This is a genomic window from Citrobacter sp. UYEF32, from assembly GCF_040546205.1.
GTDB lineage: Bacteria > Pseudomonadota > Gammaproteobacteria > Enterobacterales > Enterobacteriaceae > Phytobacter > Phytobacter diazotrophicus.
Window position 1 is genome coordinate 339,717 of the sequence record NZ_JBEPNI010000007.1, and the last position, 18,890, is coordinate 358,606.

Below are 18,890 nucleotides of genomic sequence, written 5' to 3' on the forward strand. Positions count from 1 at the left end.
TGAAAACATTTCTAAATAGTGTAAGCGCGGGAGTGTACCATTTCCATGCGACATGTTCATAGCTGCGAAGGATCTTCCAGAGTTGTCGCGCGGACTCAACATTGTTGCACATCCCCTCTGAATTTGCATTCCAATACTGTATATCCAGCCAGTTTAAATTGTGTCATAATTAGCCGTTTCTGACCGCTGGTTGTCCTTCCAATCGACCAGGCATGCCGAGTTATTACCGGGAAAGGTGAATGGATAAGATCGAAGTACGGGGCGCGCGCACCCATAATCTCAAAAACATCAACCTCGTCATTCCACGCGACAAATTGATTGTCGTTACCGGTCTGTCGGGTTCGGGTAAATCGTCACTGGCTTTCGACACTCTGTATGCCGAAGGGCAGCGTCGCTACGTTGAGTCTCTTTCCGCTTATGCCCGTCAGTTTCTTTCGCTGATGGAAAAGCCTGACGTTGACCACATTGAAGGGCTCTCTCCTGCTATTTCTATCGAGCAGAAGTCGACCTCGCATAACCCGCGTTCCACCGTCGGGACCATTACCGAAATTCACGACTATCTGCGTCTGTTGTTTGCTCGCGTAGGTGAACCGCGCTGCCCGGACCATGACGTTCCGCTGGCGGCACAGACCGTGAGCCAGATGGTCGACAATGTGCTGGCGCAGCCGGAAGGCAAACGTCTGATGCTGCTGGCGCCGGTAATCAAAGAACGTAAAGGTGAACACACCAAAACGCTGGAAAACCTGGCAAGCCAGGGTTATATCCGCGCGCGTATTGACGGTGAAGTCTGCGACCTTTCCGATCCGCCGAAGCTGGAGCTGCAAAAGAAACACACCATTGAAGTCGTGATTGACCGCTTTAAAGTGCGCGAGGATCTGGCGCAGCGTCTGGCAGAGTCCTTCGAAACGGCGCTGGAGCTTTCCGGTGGCACGGCAGTGGTCGCCGACATGGACGATCCCAAAGCCGAAGAGCTGCTTTTCTCGGCCAATTTCGCCTGCCCGATTTGCGGCTACAGTATGCGCGAGCTGGAACCGCGCCTGTTCTCGTTCAACAACCCGGCAGGCGCCTGCCCGACCTGTGACGGGCTCGGCGTGCAGCAGTATTTCGACCCTGACCGCGTGATTCAGAACCCCGAGCTATCGCTGGCGGGTGGCGCAATTCGCGGCTGGGATCGCCGTAACTTCTACTATTTCCAGATGCTGAAATCGCTGGCGGACCACTACAAATTTGATGTGGAAGCGCCGTGGGACAGCCTCAGCCCAACCGTGCATAAAGTGGTGCTGTTCGGATCCGGCAAAGAGAGTATTGAATTCAAGTATATGAACGATCGTGGCGATACCTCCGTGCGCCGCCATCCGTTCGAAGGCGTGCTGCACAATATGGAACGTCGCTATAAAGAGACGGAGTCCAGCGCGGTACGCGAAGAGCTGGCGAAATTTATCAGCAACCGTCCCTGCGCCACTTGCGACGGTACGCGCCTGCGCCGCGAGGCCCGCCATGTTTTCGTTGAAAATACGCCGCTGCCAACCATCTCGGACATGAGCATCGGTCACGCTATGGACTTCTTCAATAACCTGAAGCTGTCCGGCCAGCGCGCGAAAATCGCTGAAAAAGTACTCAAAGAGATTGGCGATCGCCTGAAATTCCTGGTGAACGTCGGTCTGAATTACCTGACGCTTTCCCGTTCCGCGGAAACCCTTTCCGGCGGCGAGGCTCAGCGTATCCGTCTGGCAAGCCAGATTGGCGCAGGTCTGGTGGGCGTCATGTATGTGCTGGATGAACCGTCAATCGGCCTGCATCAGCGCGATAACGAACGTCTGCTCGGTACGCTGATCCACCTGCGTAATCTCGGCAACACGGTCATCGTGGTCGAACATGATGAAGATGCCATTCGCGCCGCAGATCACGTGATCGATATTGGCCCCGGCGCAGGGGTGCATGGTGGTCAGGTCGTCGCCGAAGGCCCGCTGGAGGCGATTATGGCAGTGCCTGAATCCCTCACCGGGCAGTATATGAGCGGCAAACGCCAGATCGCCGTCCCGAAAAATCGCGTTAAAGCCGATCCGGAAAAAGTGCTTAAACTGACCGGAGCACGCGGCAATAACCTGAAAGACGTGACGCTGACGCTACCGGTAGGGCTGTTCACCTGTATTACCGGTGTTTCCGGTTCGGGTAAATCTACCCTGATTAACGACACGCTGTTCCCGATCGCTCAGCGCCAGTTAAACGGTGCCACCATCGCCGAACCCGCGCCTTATCGTGATATTCAGGGGCTGGAACATTTCGACAAAGTGATCGATATCGACCAGAGCCCGATTGGCCGTACGCCACGTTCCAACCCGGCGACCTATACCGGCGTTTTCACCCCGGTTCGTGAACTGTTTGCCGGCGTGCCGGAATCCCGTTCGCGCGGCTACACCCCAGGGCGTTTCAGTTTTAACGTCCGTGGTGGACGCTGCGAAGCCTGTCAGGGTGATGGCGTAATCAAAGTTGAGATGCACTTCCTGCCGGATATCTACGTGCCGTGCGACCAGTGCAAAGGCAAGCGCTATAACCGCGAAACGCTGGAGATTAAATACAAAGGCAAAACCATCCATGAAGTGCTGGATATGACCATCGAAGAAGCCCGTGAATTCTTTGATGCCGTCCCGGCGCTGGCGCGCAAGCTGCAAACATTGATGGACGTGGGCCTGACGTACATCCGTCTGGGTCAGTCAGCCACCACGCTTTCCGGCGGTGAGGCGCAGCGCGTGAAGCTGGCGCGCGAGCTGTCGAAACGTGGCACCGGCCAAACGCTCTATATTCTGGATGAACCGACCACCGGCCTGCACTTTGCCGATATTCAGCAACTGCTGGACGTTCTGCACCAGTTGCGTGACCAGGGCAATACCATCGTGGTCATTGAGCATAACCTGGACGTCATCAAAACCGCAGACTGGATTGTCGATCTCGGTCCGGAAGGCGGCAGCGGAGGCGGGGAAATTCTCGTGTCCGGCACACCAGAAACCGTCGCCGAGTGTGAAGCCTCACACACGGCGCGATTCCTGAAACCGATGCTGAAATAATCTTCCGGGCTGATTACGCCCTGGATGATGCGGAGTAAAGCTGTTGCCTGATCTGTTCAGGCAACAGTTCTATCGCCTGTTTGTATGAGGCGTCCACAAGGTAGTAAATCTGTGAATCCGGGAGCGAGCCGTCGAGATAGACGGTGCTCCAGTGCGCTTTGTTCAGGTGTTTGCTTGGGCGCACGTCATTATGCTGCTGACGCAGTAGTTCAGCCAGTTCCGGGCTGGTTTTCAAGGATGCAGCCGGGCGGCCTTCCACCTCTTTCACCATCGCAAACAGCACATCAGACACTTTTATCTGCGTGGCCTTCCAGTCGCTGTGTACGCTCTGCTCTGCACCCGGCTTCGCCATGCAATACTGCAATAACTCCGAAATTGTCATCTTTATTCCCCTTGTAGCGTCGCGATGATTTTTCGCGAACCGCCGTGGATACGATGCTCTCCCAGCCAAATCCCCTGCCACGTCCCAAGCTGAACGCGCCCGCTGGCGACAGGAAGTAATAACGACACACCCAGCATGGAAGACTTGATATGCGAAGGCATATCGTCCGCGCCTTCGTAGTCATGCTCGTAGTGGGCGTTATCCGGCACCGCTCGCAGAAAATGCTGCTCCATATCGTGACGTACGGTGGGGTCACAGTTTTCATTGAGGGTGAGAGAAGCGGAAGTATGCTGGAGGAGCAGATGCAACAAGCCTGTTCTGATGCGGGACAAATCGCGGATCTGCCCCAGCACCTCATCAGTGATCAGATGAAAACCCCGGGGTTTTGCCCCGAGAACAAGAGTCTGTTGATACCACATCTGCTGCTTCCTTTTAAAAGACGAATCTTTTTAAGTGTGCAGCAAGTCGGCGAAAGGTAAAACCCGACAGAACAGATTTGCTTAAAAAAACAACAATTCAATCTTAATATTCGGAATTTACGATCACCTCTTCACCAAACGCCCCGGCTTGTGGCAGCGGGCGGTAGGTTGAATTCGAAGCGCGCAGGATACGTATCGGGCGGGCTTCACTCGCTTTCGCCGCCGTAATGTCTTCATCCGAATCGCCGTAAAAGATTTTGATTTGCTTGTCGGCCAGCCACTGCGTCTTGCTGTTTTGCCCGTCTTTCACCCCGGCAAAAATCACCGGATTCATATTCGCCGCCGGAATCAAGAAATCGTCCTGCAAGGTTTTGGTCACGCTTTCCGTCGCCGTCTGCGTGCGTCCGGTAATGAAGTAAATGCTGTCGCCGCGTTTCACATGTAGCGCGATCAGCGCCCGCGCGATCTCTTTTGGAATACTGAACTCATCCCAGCCGTTGTTCATTTTCTCCCAGAACTCCGGGTTCTGGAGATAGGCTTCACTATCCGGGGAGTACATTTTTTTACCGCGCCAGAAGCCGGGGCTGGAAAACAGGACCGTATCGTCGATATCAAACCCGACGGCCATCGGTGGGCGGTCCACCAGGCTGTGTTCGATCTGTGCGACGGAGACCCAGTGAATGGGCGCTTGTTCGGCCAGTTTGGCAACGTTGGTGCCTGTGCTATCCGGAGTCGGCGTAGAAGCCTGAGCAAAGAAAGCACCGGTGAGCGAAAACGATAAGCAGAGGGCTAATGTGAACTTTCGCATGTTTATCCCTAAATTTTCAGTCCGTTATTGTCAGATAGCGTGCTAAGCATCAAAAAGCTCTCTGACCATACCCTCAGGGACGGGTGAAAGAAAGGCGTTTCTGCGGTTTCATCATCATAAACCGGAATATTTGTAGCAGGATCGCGCCATTTTCCTCCCTGACGGGAGGAAAATATGCGTCGTTTACATTACAGCAGCAAATGCCTGAGCAACGCGATGCACATTGCGGCTATTAAGCCCGGCAACGCACATACGCCCACTGGCAATGAGGTAGACACCAAACTCTTCACGCAGACGATCAACTTGTGCAGCACTCAGACCGGTGTAGCTGAACATGCCGCGCTGTTTAAGCAGATAGTCAAAGTTTCGCCCCGGAACGGCCTCTTTCAGCACGTTCACCAGCTCCCGACGCATAGCCAGTATGCGCATACGCATTGTCTCGACTTCCGCCAGCCATGAGGCTTTCAGCGCCGTATCGCCGAGCACCGTCGCAACAACCTGCGCACCGAAGTTCGGCGGACTGGAGTAGTTACGACGCACCGTCGCTTTCAACTGCCCCAGGACGCGAGAGGCCGTTTCCGCATCCTCACAGACAATGGAGAGACCGCCTACGCGCTCGCCATAGAGTGAGAAAATTTTGGAGAACGAGTTACTGACCAGCGCCGGTAAACCCGCATCAGCAATCGCCCGGATCGCATAGGCGTCTTCTTCCATACCGCCGCCAAAGCCCTGGTAGGCAATGTCGAGGAAAGGAATCAGGTTGCGGGCTTTCAGCACGTTTACCACCTCATCCCACTGCGCGTTTGTTAAATCTGAACCGGTTGGGTTGTGGCAGCACGGATGCAGCAGAACGATGCTCTTCTCCGGCAGGGTAGCGAGTTTTTCCAGCAGCGCGGTAACGCGCACGCCATTGGTTTCACTGTCAAACCAGGGATAAGTGTTGACCTTAAAGCCCGCGCCTTCAAAAATGGCGACATGGTTTTCCCAGGTGGGATCGCTGACCCACACACCGGAATCCGGGAAGTAGCGTTTCAGGAAATCAGCACCCACTTTGAGGGCGCCGGAGCCGCCCAATGTCTGGATCGTTGCAACGCGTTTTTGCGCCACCACCGGATGTTCCGCACCAAACAATAGCGGCACAATGGTGTGGCGATAAGTAGTCAGACCTTCCATCGGCAGATAGAGAGACGCACCCTGCGGCTGGGCATTGAGGCGGGCTTCCGCTTCGGCAACAGCCTGTAGCTGCGGGATGATGCCATCTTCGTTGTAATACAACCCGATGCTGAGGTTAACTTTGTCGCTGCGCGGGTCTTCTTTAAAACGCTCCATCAGGCTAAGGATGGGGTCGCCAGCGTAGGCGTCAACTTTTTGAAACACGAGGTGGTTCTCCAGGTTTACAGTAGGAAGGATAAGACACAATAAACCGGAAGCGAGAGAAGGTCGAGCGGGATGTGTGTACTGCGTTTGGGCAGTGTCGTCTGATGCCCTCACCCCGGCCCTCTCCCACAGGGAGAGGGAGAAAACCAAACGCCAGCGCGGGCAAAATCATATCCCGGACAGGGCGCTTGCGCCGCATCCGGGGAGAGTCGACGCTGCGTTAATCGACGTATTTCAGGACAGCGCGCGATGTCAGGCGCGTAATTAATTCATAGGCACTGATCCCGGTGGCTTCCGCAATGCGCTCGACGGGTAAACCTTCCCCCCAAAACACTACCGGGTCTCCGGCGGTATCTTGCGCATCCGGGCCCAAATCGACGCAAATCATATCCATCGCCACCCGACCAACAATCGGGACTTCGCGACCGTTAACCAGCACAGGCGTACCAGACGGCACCGAACGCGGATAACCATCGCCATAGCCCATCGCCACCACCCCAAGGCGCGTGTCGCGCTCACTCACCCAGGTTCCGCCATAACCGACCGCATCACCCGCTTTATGCTCGCGCACGGCAATCAGGCTGGAGGTCAACGTCATCGCGGGCTGGAAGCCAAAATCTTCCCCCCATGGATGGCGATCAAGCGGCGAAACACCATACAGAATGATGCCGGGGCGCACCCAGTCAAAATGGGCCTGCGGCCACAGCAGCGTGCCACCGGATGCAGCAAGAGAACGTTGCCCCGGTTTGCCGTCGCTAAAGGTGGTGAAGATATCGAGCTGACGTTCTGTCACACCACAGTCCGGCTCATCGGCACGGGCAAAGTGGCTGACAATATTCACCGGCTGGCGCACATTTTTGCACTGGCTCAGACGCTGGTAAAACGCCTCGGCCTCAGACGGATGAAAGCCCAGGCGGTGCATACCGGTATCAAGCTTCATCCACACGGTAACAGGCTCATCCAGATGCGCCGCTTCCAGCGCCGTGAGTTGTTCCACGCTATGCACCACCGTATCAAGATGATGAGCAGAAACCAGAGGGAGCTCGTCAGCGGTAAAAAACCCTTCGAGCAAGAGGATGCGATGGGTAATGCCCCCCTCACGCAGGCGAAGAGCCTCTTCGAGACGGGCGACGCCGAAAGCGTCGGCATCGGGGAGCGTTCGCGCGGTCTCAAGAAGACCGTGTCCGTAGGCGTTCGCTTTCACAATCGCAACCAGGCGGCTGGCGGGAGCCAGTTCGCGCAGACGTTGAAGGTTGTGTCGCAGAGCGCGGCGGTTGACTACAACAGTTGCCGCTTGCATTTGAATTCCTTGCCTTTAAGAAAAATAAACCATCCTCTAAATCATTTGAGTTGCAGCAAGGCGGCAAGGCCATGCATCTCCGGGGACGTAGCCAACACCGCTGTAGCTCAAAGGATGACGAGGATTATTCGTCGTCGTATTGTGGACCCGCATAATTATCAAAACGCGACCACTGTCCGTTAAAGGTCAAACGTACCGTACCGATCGGGCCGTTACGTTGCTTACCAATAATGATTTCAGCGATCCCTTTTAAGTCGCTGTTTTCGTGATAAACCTCATCACGATAAATAAACATGATCAAGTCGGCGTCCTGCTCGATGGAGCCGGATTCACGCAGGTCGGAGTTGACCGGGCGTTTATCCGCACGCTGTTCCAGTGAGCGGTTAAGCTGCGATAGCGCAACAACCGGCACCTGCAGCTCTTTCGCCAGTGCTTTCAGAGAGCGGGATATCTCCGCGATCTCCAGGGTACGGTTGTCGGACAGCGACGGCACGCGCATCAGTTGCAGGTAGTCGATCATGATAAGCCCAATGCCGCCATGCTCACGGGCAACACGCCGGGCACGGGAACGCACCTCGGTCGGCGTCAGGCCGGACGAGTCATCAATATAGATATTGCGTTTTTCCAGCAGGATGCCCATGGTGCCGGAAATACGGGCCCAGTCCTCGTCATCAAGCTGACCGGTACGAATGCGCGTCTGGTCCACACGTGACAGGGAGGCCAGAGAACGCATCATAATCTGCTCTGAGGGCATCTCAAGACTGAAGACGAGAACCGGTTTATCCTGCAACATCGCCGCGTTTTCAACGAGGTTCATCGCAAAGGTGGTTTTCCCCATGGATGGACGCGCGGCGACAATGATCAGGTCCGATGGCTGTAGACCCGCCGTTTTCTTGTTCAAGTCATCGTAGCCCGTATTCACGCCAGTAACGCCGTCGTGAGGCTGCTGGAACAGCAGCTCAATACGCGCAACGGTCGCCTCAAGCACATCCGCGATGTTTTTCGGGCCTTCGTCTTTATTGGCGCGGCTTTCCGCAATTTTGAAAACCCGTGACTCAGCAAGATCGAGCAGGTCTTCACTGGTGCGCCCCTGAGGGTCGAAACCCGCATTGGCGATCTCATTGGCAACGGAGATCATCTCGCGTACAACTGCACGTTCACGCACGATGTCTGCGTAAGCGCTGATGTTCGCCGCACTTGGCGTGTTTTTGGACAGTTCAGCCAGATAAGCAAAGCCGCCGACAATATCCAACTGCCCTTGCAGTTCCAGCGATTCTGCCAGCGTAATCAGGTCAATGGGTTTACCCATCTCCTGTAGACGGTGCATCTCAGTAAAGATATGGCGATGCGGGCGGGTGTAGAAGTCATCCGCCACAACGCGCTCGGCAACATCGTCCCAGCGCTCGTTATCCAGCATTAAACCGCCCAACACCGACTGTTCCGCTTCAATGGAATGGGGCGGCACTTTCATCCCCTCGACCTGAAAATCGCGGGGTTCAGTCTGTTTGTTGAAGGGTTTATTTCCTGCCATAGTGAATGGAGTTACCAACGTAATGAATGGTTCGAAAGATTATCATTCGGGAGGAAGCATGGCGACAAGAATTGAATTTCACAAGCATGGTGGCCCTGAGGTATTGCAAGCTGTCGAGTTTAATCCCACCGATCCGGCGGAAAATGAAGTCCAGGTCGAAAACAAAGCTATAGGGATTAATTATATCGACACCTACATTCGCAGTGGGCTGTACCCACCCCCGTCATTACCGAGTGGCCTGGGGACCGAGGCGGCGGGCGTGGTCAGCAAAGTGGGTTCTGGCGTCAAACATGTCAAAGCGGGCGATCGCGTGGTGTACGCCCAATCCGGGCTTGGTGCCTACAGCTCCGTGCACAATGTTCTGGCAGACAAAGTCGCTATTCTGCCCAATGCCATCTCGTTCGAGCAGGCGGCGGCCTCCTTCCTGAAAGGGCTCACTGTCTTTTATCTGCTGCGCAAAACGTACGAAATTAAACCTGATGAAGCATTCCTGTTCCATGCGGCGGCGGGTGGCGTAGGGCTGATTGCCTGCCAGTGGGCGAAGGCGCTGGGGGCAAAATTGATCGGTACTGTCGGCTCCGCGCAGAAAGCACAGCGGGCCTTACAGGCTGGCGCATGGCAGGTTATTAACTATCGCGAAGAAAACATTGTTGAGCGCGTAAAAGAGATAACCAACGGGAAAAAAGTCCGCGTCGTGTATGACTCGGTGGGTAAAGACACCTGGGAAGACTCCCTCGATTGCCTGCAGCGCCGTGGCCTGATGGTGAGCTTTGGTAACGCCTCCGGGCCGGTATCAGGCGTCAACCTGGGTATTCTCAACCAGAAAGGTTCGCTGTATGCGACCCGCCCTTCCCTCAACGGCTACGTAACAAATCGCGAGGAGCTTGAAGAGGCCAGCAATGAGCTGTTCTCGCTGATTGCCAGCGGCGTGATCAAAGTGGAAGTGGCGCAATCGCAGAAATTTGCCCTCACCGACGCACGACGCGCACACGAGGTTCTGGAAAGCCGCGCAACGCAAGGGTCGAGCCTGTTGATTCCGTAAATTCACATTGCAGGCGGGCGGCGAGAGCGTGAATGCCCGCGCGCTTATTCAAGGCAGTGACCGGGATGAATGAGCGCAGGTAATGCATCTGCGGCCTGAGGATGACGGCGGTAAAAAGAATTAGGGCTTCCCGAAGGAAGCCCATTCTTTTTTTAGTTCGGCTGTATGTAGGGTACAGCTCGATGAATTCGTTAACGCGGCGATAGTGACAGATTTGATAAGTAAATCCTATTCGGTTCTTAGCAAAGCGCCCGGAAAAGTGTCGAGGTTGTGATCAAGTACTCAATACTTTAGTAACGCCAACGGTTATTGCGCTGATATTGAGGAATTTTTGGCGTTTTGACTGCCCGGATAATCCACACCACCGCAACCGCCAGTAATAACCAGGGCAACAGCTTGATCATCAACGCAAAAAGGCCGCCCAAAAACATCACTGCGGTTGCCACCAGCAGTGCCGCCAGAATACCCAGCAATGAAACACCGGTGGCGAGTAGCACAACAAAAAAGCCGATAACAAACAGTAATTCCAACATGGCGCGCTCCTGGTAAACAGATAATGGCATCGGGACGATGACTTACCAAATGCATTACAAGAAGCGTGCCACATTTAGTTTATTGATTTATAAAAGAAAAGGCTCTGCATGGTGATGCAGAGCCTGGTGAATTTGACCATTTTTTAGCGAAATTATTCGCGGTTTGCCACAAGACTCAGCGCGTGTTCCAGCACTGCGACGTCGGCCCCGGCTTTATGTGCGTTTTCGCTCAGATAGCGACGCCACTGGCGCGCCCCTGGGATCCCCTGGAACAGGCCCAGCATATGGCGGGTAATATGCCCGAGGTAGGTCCCCTGCTGCAGTTCACGCTCAATATAGGGATACATTGCCCGAACCACCGCGACAGGATCCGCATCCACCGCATCCGCGCCGAATATTTCCCGATCAACATGCGCCAGAATGCCCGGATTCTGATACGCCTCGCGTCCAACCATCACGCCATCCATATGCTCCAGGTGGGTTTTGGCCGCCTCCAGCGAAGTGATACCGCCATTAATCGACATGGTGAGATGCGGGAAATCGCGTTTAAGCTGGTAGACACGTGGGTAGTCCAGCGGGGGGATTTCACGGTTCTCTTTCGGGCTTAAGCCGGAAAGCCAGGCTTTACGCGCATGGATGATAAACATCTCACATTCGCCCCTGCCGGAAACCGTGCTGATAAAATCGCAGAGAAATTCGTAGCTGTCCTGTTCGTCAATGCCGATGCGGGTTTTCACCGTCACCGGAATGGATACCACGTCGCGCATCGCTTTGACGCAATCGGCTACCAGTTGCGCATTGCCCATCAGGCACGCGCCGAACATGCCGTTCTGCACGCGATCGGACGGGCAACCTACGTTCAGGTTGATCTCATCATAACCGCGCTGTTCTGCCAGTTTCGCGCAATATGCGAGTTGCGCCGGGTCACTCCCCCCCAACTGCAATGCTACCGGGTGTTCTTCTTCGCTGTATGCCAGATAGTCGCCCTTGCCATGAATAATAGCTCCCGTCGTCACCATCTCGGTATAGAGCAACGTATGGCGTGAAAGCAGGCGCAGGAAATAGCGGCAATGGCGATCCGTCCAGTCGAGCATCGGCGCAATGGAGAAACGGTGAGCAGGATAAGCAGCAGGCTGATTTTCTGGCGACATGGCGAATAAATAGGCTTTAGGTAAAAAAGGGGCGCTACTATAGCACAGAGAATCGCCGTCGGGCAGCGAGGACATTAGTGTAATTATTGTACTGCACATAATGGCACACATTCTGTTTTCTGACTGTTATTTGCTCATCCCTTTAGCTAAAACATACCCATATGGATATAAAAAATCGCAAGGATAACGCGAATGAAGCCACTGTATTGGGTGGGGAGCAGCAAAAAAGATCTTCAGTCTCTGCCGGAGGATGTTCAGGATGTTTTTGGTTATGCGTTGCATCTCGCACAAGACGGAGGTAAGCATCCCCAGGCAAAACCGTTAAAAGGATTTGGGGCGCAGGTGTGCTGGAGGTGGTCGAAGACTATTGCACCGATACTTATCGCGCGGTTTATACCCTGAAATTCAGACAGGCGGTCTATGTGCTACATGCATTTCAGAAGAAGTCGTCATCCGGTATGCAAACCCCCAAATCTGATATAGAAAAAATTCGAGAACGTCTTAAGGCAGCAGAAGCCCATGCCAGAGGAGCATAATATGAGCCAGAATATCGATATCAGCAGCGGCAATGTTTATGCCGACATTGGACTGGACAATGCGGATGAAATGCAGGTTAAAGCGCAGCTTGCTACCACCATTGGCAATATCATTAAAAGTCGTCGTCTTACTCAGGTGGAGGCGGCAAAGTTATTGGGGATGACACAGCCCAGGCTATCAAATATGCTGCGCGGCCAATTTCGCGGCATAAGTGAAGTAAAAATGCTTGAATGTCTGACACGCTTAGGGCGCGATGTTCAAATTGTGGTTGGGCGCCCGCGCCGTACCCCGGGACGTATGAAGGTGGTTTTTGCCTGAGCACAAAGAAAAACCGGAGGCGCAAGGCCTCCGATTGTGCATCAGAATGTCATGCTCAACTGCGCACCGGCACCCCAGGTTTTGTTCTCACCCACTAACCCCATTAAATCAACGTGCACGCGGTTAAATGGCGCAAAACCGACACCGCCGGTGAAGACGTTGCTTTCATCGCCTTTGACATCAGCGCGATAACCGGCACGAACCGCCAGCCAACTCAGAGGGCGAACCTCCGCACCGACGCCAACAAACTGCGAGTTTTTCTCGCTCTTAAAGCCTTTGGTTTCCGTCAGATCGCCATCAGCGCTTAGCGTCAGCAGATCGTTATGCCACGCCGCACCCGCGGTGACTAATGGGCTGATTTGGTAGGTATCTTTATAGTTTTTAACCTCACCGGTTCTGCCATTGGTGATAAATACATCTTTGGTGTCGATGTTACGCGAGACCAGGTTTTGTCCACTCAGACCGACGGTGACGTTATCTGTTAAATCTGCCGCCAGGCCAACATCAATGTTAAAGCCCGTGTCGTCCTTGCGGTACTTACTGTTGTTCCATTGGTTTTTGTCGTAATCATAAATCGAGGTGGTGTAGTTATAGATCCACGACTTTTGCAGTTTTGGCGTAACGCCCACGGAAAGCGGAACACCGCCCACGTCAAACTGGTGCGCCATGGCGATACCAAAATCCGTAATGATGGCCGCACGGCCTGATGCCGTGGAGTTAAGATTTTTTGTGATTTCGCCTGAGCCATTAGGTGAGAGTACTGCCCCCAGGGCAACGCCCGTGGCTACCGTATCACTGTTCTGGATATTGCGAAGATAGGTGATATCGTCCTGATCAATATTCGAATTGACGCGGGCGTGCGCGTAACCTTTGGTCACAAAGGCAACAGATAACACATCGTTAGGAATCGTGACGGCGATACCGGCCCCGGCATTCGCACTCGCGGTTTTACCATCCAGATAATCAAGCGAATCCGCCAGATCTTTTGCCGCTGACTGGAACTGATCAACAGTACTAACAGGGTTAAGCAGCACTTCCCGCAGGGTGAGGTTATTAACTATGTCCTTGTAATAATCGATCTTATTACTGATATCATCAATTTCATCACGCAGGTTGTCCTCATCAGTTATCCGCGCCCCCACGGTCGGTAAGATGACCGTAACATTGTCTTCCGGTTTTGCTTTTGCCAGCAACGCCGGGTTAATGAATGCACCACTGCCGTAATTTGCGGAGGCAACACCTGTTCCCCCCATCGCATCATTACGTGCCTCTGCCCAGGTATTTGCCGCTCCGGCTTGCTTTGCCACGAAAAAGGAGACAGCGATAGCGACCACCGAAAGTTTAAGATTGTTTTTCACAGTATGCGTCTCGTAATCAAATGAGTTTTATGACCCTGTTAGTTGTGACATGGACAGGGAGGCTCTATTGCTGCGAATAACATCCAAAAAATATCCTATTTCTACTGAATGTAATAAAGCGTTACAGAAGATGTTGTTATATGAAGTGACCAACAATATTTATAGAAGACGCATAGCGATTGCGAAAGGGGAAGGCGCGGTCGTGATCTCGGCGTTTAGTACAGAACATGGTAAAGTGGGGGCTCATATTGCCATTTCATGAGAGAACGCCTATGGATAAGTCCACTTCGCAAGAGATGCTCGCGCAGGCCGAAAAACTGTGTGTGCAACGCAATGTGCGCCTGACTCCTCAGCGCCTCGAAGTGTTACGCCTGATGAGTCTGCAGCAGGGGGCAATCAGCGCTTATGACCTGCTCGATCTTCTGCGTGAGGCAGAGCCGCAGGCCAAACCTCCCACTGTCTATCGCGCGCTGGATTTCCTTTTAGAGCAAGGGTTTGTGCATAAAGTGGAGTCCACTAACAGCTACGTACTTTGTCATCTTTTCGATCAGCCAACGCACACATCCGCAATGTTTATCTGTGACCGTTGTGGTGTGGTAAAAGAGGAGCAAGCGGAGGGCGTGGAAGACATCATGCATGCGCTGGCGGCAAAACGCGGTTTTGCGCTGCGCCATAATGTCATAGAAGCACATGGATTATGCGCTGATTGCGCGGAAGTTGAAGCGTGCCGACACCCCGGCAAATGTCATCATGACCACACAATTCAGTTGAAAAAAAAATCGCGCTAGTCGCGATTTTTCTCTTTTAAGCAGGTGAGGCAACCGAGGGTGGTACATCCATGTACCGTTCGGGCAGGGTAGCCATTGAGGGTTTACACATTGGGGGGATGTGAAGGCTACCAGCGGTAATCGTTCCGCGTTTCCCAATCCACGACTTCTTTTTCTGCCTGATCTTTGGCATAGCCGTAGCGTTCCTGAATTTTACCGACCAACTGGTCGCGTTTACCTTCGATGATGGTCATATCATCGTCGGTCAATTTACCCCACTGTTCTTTCGCTTTACCTTTGAACTGTTTCCAGTTGCCGCTGACTTCGTCTTTATTCATCGTCGTCTCCTCATCATTGGTCATGAACAGCGTTATTCCTTTCGTTACGCTCTTAATATCCTGAACGTGATAATTATTGTAGTTAAGGATAGCGGCCATGATTCTTTATTCGGAATTTTTAACCATCGGAAAGCAAATTACCGGAATAGATATGCGGAGCAAAACCGAGCGAGATCAGAGGGATAAAAAAGAGGTTAAAGCTTTGTCAGTAAAAGCAAGCAACCGTGACAGCAGGCATGCCGCCACGGCTCAGAAAGGTATTACAGCCATTCACCATTGCGGATAACGCCAACCGCCAGACCTTCAATGGTGAAGTTGTGATCGCGCAAGTCTACCACAATAGGGGAAAACTCACTGTTTTCAGGCAATAGCTGCACGGTATTGCCCTGCTTTTTCAGCCGCTTGACCGTCACTTCATCGTCAATACGCGCTACAACAACCTGTCCGTTGCGAACATCCTGGGTTTTATGCACCGCCAGCAGATCGCCATCCATGATGCCGATATCTTTCATCGACATACCGCTTACGCGCAACAGAAAATCAGCGTTAGGCTTGAAGAGAGAAGGATCGACCTGATAGTGCCCTTCAATGTGCTGTTGCGCCAGCAAAGGTTCGCCAGCAGCGACGCGCCCGATAAGCGGCAGCCCAATATCCTCTTCCTCTTCAAGCAACAGACGAATACCGCGAGACGCGCCGGATACAATCTCGATAACACCCTTACGCGCAAGCGCTTTCAAGTGTTCCTCTGCCGCGTTTGGGGAACGGAACCCCAACTGTTGCGCGATCTCCGCACGCGTCGGCGGCATACCTGTCTGGTTGATTCGATCGCGAATAAGATCGAACACCTCTTGCTGCCTGGCCGTTAAAGCTTTCATTCCGCCCCCTGGGTGTATATACAGTTATGCTGTGAGTATATACAGTTAAAGGCGATTTTGAAACCAAAATTAAGCAAAAAACGCGGACTTAACGTATTTCTGGAAGCGCTATCGAAAATAGCCCCACAGCAGAGAAACCCAGGTAAACAGTGCCAGGAGAATGGCCATCAATACCGCAGCAGACCCCATGTCTTTCGCACGACCCGAGAGTTCGTGAAATTCAGACCCAATACGATCAACCACGGCTTCAATCGCACTATTAAGGATTTCCACAATCATCACCAGTACGACAGAGCCAATCAGCAGAACGCGCGTAATCGCATCTACATCCAGAAAAGCCGCAATGATAATGGCAATAACGACCGCAACACCTTCCTGACGAAAAGCAGCTTCGTTAATCCACGCTGCGCGCACCCCTTTCCATGAATAGCCTGCCGCTTTAATGATGCGGGTAATTCCAGTGGTATTGTTGGCCATCAAAAACAACCTTTTTATGTAATGAACGTCAATGTCTATGTAAGCTTATAGAGGTAGAAAAGAAATTCTGCGGACTTTCTGATATTCTTGCCGCGCAATGGCATTATTAACCAGAGGCTTTACATCGTTTATGTCCGGCTGGCCACGAATTTACTACAAATTACTTAATTTACCATTAAGCGTGCTGGTAAAAAGCAAGTCTATCCCGGCGGAACCCGCCCAGGAATTAGGGCTCGATACGTCGCGTCCTATTATGTACGTTTTGCCTTATAACTCGAAGGCAGATTTACTGACCTTGCGCGCTCAGTGTCTGGCACACGATTTGCCCGACCCCCTCGAACCGCTTGAAATCGACGGAGCGGAGCTGCCGCGCTATATCTTTATTCACGGCGGGCCTCGTGTCTTTACCTGGTACACGCCGAAAGAAGAGTCGATCAAGCTATTCCATGACTATCTCGATCTGCACCGCAGCCATCCCGATTTGGATGTTCAGATGGTGCCTGTATCGATGATGTTTGGTCGTTCTCCAGGTCGCGAAAAGGGCGAGGTCAACCCGCCGCTGCGTATGCTAAACGGTATCCAGAAATTTTTCGCGATCTCGTGGCTTGGCCGCGACAGCTTTGTGCGTTTCTCCCCGCCGGTTTCGCTGCGTCGTATGGCAACCGAGCACGGCACGGACAAAACCATTGCGCAAAAACTGGCGCGCGTAGCGCGTATGCACTTTGCCCGTCAGCGCCTGGCCGCCGTGGGGCCGCGTTTACCTGCCCGTCAGGACCTGTTTAATAAGCTGCTCTCCTCCAAAGCCATCGCTCGCGCCGTAGAAGACGAAGCGCGCAGCAAAAAAATCTCCCATGATAAAGCGCAGCAAAACGCAATTGCGCTGATGGAAGAGATTGCGGCGAACTTCTCCTACGAGATGATCCGTCTGTCAGACCGTATCCTCGGCTTTACCTGGAACCGTCTGTATCAGGGCATTAATGTGCATAACGCGGAGCGTGTTCGTCAGCTCGCCCATGATGGCCATGAAATTGTCTATGTGCCCTGCCATCGCAGCCATATGGACTATTTGCTGCTCTCCTATGTGCTCTATCACCAGGGGCTGGTACCGCCGCATATTGCAGCCGGGATCAACCTGAACTTTTGGCCAGCGGGCCCCATTTTCCGTCGTCTGGGCGCGTTCTTTATTCGCCGTACCTTTAAGGGTAATAAGCTCTATTCCACCGTTTTCCGCGAGTATCTGGGTGAACTGTTTAACCGTGGCTACTCAGTGGAATACTTTGTTGAAGGCGGGCGCTCCCGTACGGGCCGTCTGTTGGATCCGAAGACCGGCACGCTTTCTATGACGATTCAGGCCATGCTGCGTGGAGGTACCCGTCCGATCACGCTGGTGCCAATCTACATTGGTTATGAGCATGTCATGGAAGTGGGGACTTACGCCAAAGAGCTGCGTGGCGCGACGAAAGAGAAAGAAGGTTTTGCCCAGATGATACGCGGTTTAAGTAAGCTGCGTAATCTCGGTCAGGGTTATGTGAACTTCGGCGAGCCTATCCCGCTGATGAACTACCTGAACCACCGGGTGCCGGAATGGCGCGAGTCTATCGATCCTATCGAAGCGGTGCGTCCTGCCTGGCTGACGCCGACGGTGAACGCTATTGCTGCCGATTTGATGGTACGCATTAACAATGCCGGCGCGGCAAACGCCATGAACCTCTGCTGTACCGCGCTTCTGGCCTCTCGCCAGCGTTCTCTGACCCGTGAACAGCTCACCGAACAGTTGAATTGCTACCTCAACCTGATGCGCAATGTGCCCTATGCCGCCGACACAACGGTACCCACCGTAAGTGCGGACGCGCTTATTGAGCATGCGTTGCAGATGAATAAGTTCGAAGTAGAGAAAGACACGATTGGCGATATCATCATTCTGCCGCGCGAGCAGGCGGTTCTGATGACGTACTACCGCAACAACATTGCGCATATGCTGATGTTGCCCTCGCTGATGGCGGCCATTATTACCCAGCATCGTCATATCTCTCAGGACGAGATGCTGCGCCATGTTGAGCTGCTTTACCCGATGCTGAAAGCCGAGCTTTTCTTACGTTGGGAAAAAGAAGAGCTGGCAGGCGTGCTGGAAAGTCTTGCTCAGGAATTGCTGCGCCAGGGGCTGATTACCATGAAAGATGGTCAGCTCTATATCAACCCGGCACATTCCCGAACTCTGCAACTGCTGGCGGCGGGTGCGCGCGAAACGCTGCAACGCTATGCCATCACCTTCTGGCTGCTGAGCGCCAATCCGGCAATGAACCGCAGTACGCTGGAGAAAGAGAGCCGCACGCTGGCACAGCGTCTGTCTGTTCTGCACGGCATCAATGCGCCGGAATTCTTCGATAAGGCGGTATTCAGTACCCTGGTGCTGACGCTGCGTGACGAAGGGTATATCAGCGATACCGGAGATGCCGAGCCTGAGCAGACGCTGGCGGTGTATCAGCTATTAGCCGAGCTGATTACCTCTGATGTGCGCTTGACGATTGAGAGCGCAACCCAGGCTGAGTGAATAAAGGGCCGCATCGGGGAGTAATGTCCCCGATGCGCTTCGCTTATCGGGGCTACTCTGA

At 53.4% G+C, this 18,890-nt stretch carries 18 protein-coding genes and 1 pseudogene; 7 read left to right on the forward strand and 12 right to left on the reverse strand.

The window, feature by feature from the left end:
• The first annotated feature begins 239 nt into the window (after positions 1 to 239).
• Positions 240 to 3,065, forward strand: a complete 2,826-nt coding sequence (gene uvrA / locus ABIB59_RS21055; RefSeq protein ID WP_039077899.1) for an excinuclease ABC subunit UvrA — start codon at positions 240 to 242, stop codon at positions 3,063 to 3,065.
• A 13-nt stretch (positions 3,066 to 3,078) separates the two neighbouring features.
• On the opposite strand, the gene ABIB59_RS21060 is transcribed toward uvrA, so the two are convergent.
• The 6 genes from ABIB59_RS21060 to dnaB form a co-directional block, all read right to left on the reverse strand.
• Positions 3,079 to 3,447, reverse strand: coding sequence for an MmcQ/YjbR family DNA-binding protein (locus tag ABIB59_RS21060; protein WP_107223961.1), 369 nt, complete (start codon positions 3,445 to 3,447; stop codon positions 3,079 to 3,081).
• Positions 3,448 to 3,449: 2 nt separating this feature from the next.
• Complete coding sequence (locus tag ABIB59_RS21065) at positions 3,450 to 3,866, reverse strand: secondary thiamine-phosphate synthase enzyme YjbQ (RefSeq protein WP_039077901.1); 417 nt, start codon at positions 3,864 to 3,866, stop codon at positions 3,450 to 3,452.
• A gap of 103 nt (positions 3,867 to 3,969) precedes the next feature.
• Complete coding sequence (gene aphA / locus ABIB59_RS21070) at positions 3,970 to 4,674, reverse strand: acid phosphatase AphA (RefSeq protein WP_108702192.1); 705 nt, start codon at positions 4,672 to 4,674, stop codon at positions 3,970 to 3,972.
• A gap of 183 nt (positions 4,675 to 4,857) precedes the next feature.
• Complete coding sequence (gene tyrB / locus ABIB59_RS21075; protein WP_354036911.1) at positions 4,858 to 6,051, reverse strand: aromatic amino acid transaminase; 1,194 nt, start codon at positions 6,049 to 6,051, stop codon at positions 4,858 to 4,860.
• A 220-nt stretch (positions 6,052 to 6,271) separates the two neighbouring features.
• Positions 6,272 to 7,351 (reverse strand): alanine racemase, encoded by a 1,080-nt coding sequence (alr, locus tag ABIB59_RS21080; RefSeq protein ID WP_222557098.1) that lies wholly within the window; start codon positions 7,349 to 7,351, stop codon positions 6,272 to 6,274.
• Positions 7,352 to 7,475: 124 nt separating this feature from the next.
• The gene (gene dnaB / locus ABIB59_RS21085) at positions 7,476 to 8,882 is read right to left on the reverse strand and encodes a replicative DNA helicase (RefSeq protein ID WP_039077905.1); all 1,407 of its coding nucleotides are present in this window, start codon (positions 8,880 to 8,882) and stop codon (positions 7,476 to 7,478) included.
• 58 nt (positions 8,883 to 8,940) lie between these two features.
• On the opposite strand from dnaB, the gene ABIB59_RS21090 reads away from it, so the two are divergent.
• A complete protein-coding gene (locus tag ABIB59_RS21090) occupies positions 8,941 to 9,924 on the forward strand; it encodes a quinone oxidoreductase (protein ID WP_039077906.1) in 984 nt (327 codons plus the stop codon).
• A 290-nt stretch (positions 9,925 to 10,214) separates the two neighbouring features.
• On the opposite strand, the gene pspG is transcribed toward ABIB59_RS21090, so the two are convergent.
• Positions 10,215 to 10,457, reverse strand: a complete 243-nt coding sequence (gene pspG, locus ABIB59_RS21095) for an envelope stress response protein PspG (protein WP_039077907.1) — start codon at positions 10,455 to 10,457, stop codon at positions 10,215 to 10,217.
• A gap of 152 nt (positions 10,458 to 10,609) precedes the next feature.
• The gene (gene dusA / locus ABIB59_RS21100) at positions 10,610 to 11,608 is read right to left on the reverse strand and encodes a tRNA dihydrouridine(20/20a) synthase DusA (RefSeq protein WP_354036933.1); all 999 of its coding nucleotides are present in this window, start codon (positions 11,606 to 11,608) and stop codon (positions 10,610 to 10,612) included.
• Positions 11,609 to 11,800: 192 nt separating this feature from the next.
• Between dusA and ABIB59_RS21105 the strand changes: the two are divergent.
• Together ABIB59_RS21105 and ABIB59_RS21110 are read left to right on the forward strand one after the other, a co-directional pair.
• Positions 11,801 to 12,144, forward strand: a pseudogene (locus tag ABIB59_RS21105) (type II toxin-antitoxin system RelE/ParE family toxin).
• A gap of 1 nt (position 12,145) precedes the next feature.
• A complete protein-coding gene (locus ABIB59_RS21110) occupies positions 12,146 to 12,463 on the forward strand; it encodes a helix-turn-helix domain-containing protein (protein WP_071194355.1) in 318 nt (105 codons plus the stop codon).
• Positions 12,464 to 12,504: 41 nt separating this feature from the next.
• Here ABIB59_RS21110 and ABIB59_RS21115 read toward each other — a convergent pair whose 3' ends face one another.
• Positions 12,505 to 13,821, reverse strand: a complete 1,317-nt coding sequence (locus ABIB59_RS21115; protein ID WP_039077910.1) for a conjugal transfer protein TraF — start codon at positions 13,819 to 13,821, stop codon at positions 12,505 to 12,507.
• Positions 13,822 to 14,093: 272 nt separating this feature from the next.
• Between ABIB59_RS21115 and zur the strand changes: the two genes are divergently transcribed.
• A complete protein-coding gene (gene zur / locus ABIB59_RS21120; RefSeq protein WP_039077912.1) occupies positions 14,094 to 14,609 on the forward strand; it encodes a zinc uptake transcriptional repressor Zur in 516 nt (171 codons plus the stop codon).
• A gap of 107 nt (positions 14,610 to 14,716) precedes the next feature.
• On the opposite strand, the gene ABIB59_RS21125 is transcribed toward zur, so the two are convergent.
• Complete coding sequence (locus ABIB59_RS21125; protein WP_039077936.1) at positions 14,717 to 14,926, reverse strand: CsbD family protein; 210 nt, start codon at positions 14,924 to 14,926, stop codon at positions 14,717 to 14,719.
• A 97-nt stretch (positions 14,927 to 15,023) separates the two neighbouring features.
• On the opposite strand from ABIB59_RS21125, the gene ABIB59_RS21130 reads away from it, so the two are divergent.
• Positions 15,024 to 15,212: a hypothetical protein gene (locus ABIB59_RS21130; RefSeq protein ID WP_071194358.1), complete on the forward strand. Its 189-nt coding sequence runs from the start codon at positions 15,024 to 15,026 to the stop codon at positions 15,210 to 15,212.
• On the opposite strand, the gene lexA is transcribed toward ABIB59_RS21130, so the two are convergent.
• Both lexA and ABIB59_RS21140 read right to left on the reverse strand, forming a co-directional pair.
• The gene (lexA, locus tag ABIB59_RS21135; RefSeq protein WP_039077914.1) at positions 15,187 to 15,801 is read right to left on the reverse strand and encodes a transcriptional repressor LexA; all 615 of its coding nucleotides are present in this window, start codon (positions 15,799 to 15,801) and stop codon (positions 15,187 to 15,189) included. The two genes, ABIB59_RS21130 and lexA, sit on opposite strands and share 26 nt — an antisense overlap.
• 108 nt (positions 15,802 to 15,909) lie before the next feature.
• Positions 15,910 to 16,278 carry a diacylglycerol kinase gene (locus ABIB59_RS21140; protein WP_079497650.1) on the reverse strand — a complete coding sequence of 123 codons (369 nt, stop codon included), beginning with the start codon at positions 16,276 to 16,278 and terminating at the stop codon, positions 15,910 to 15,912.
• Between the two features lie 130 nt (positions 16,279 to 16,408).
• Between ABIB59_RS21140 and plsB the strand changes: the two genes are divergently transcribed.
• The gene (gene plsB / locus ABIB59_RS21145; protein ID WP_039077916.1) at positions 16,409 to 18,829 is read left to right on the forward strand and encodes a glycerol-3-phosphate 1-O-acyltransferase PlsB; all 2,421 of its coding nucleotides are present in this window, start codon (positions 16,409 to 16,411) and stop codon (positions 18,827 to 18,829) included.
• Positions 18,830 to 18,890: the final 61 nt, after the last annotated feature.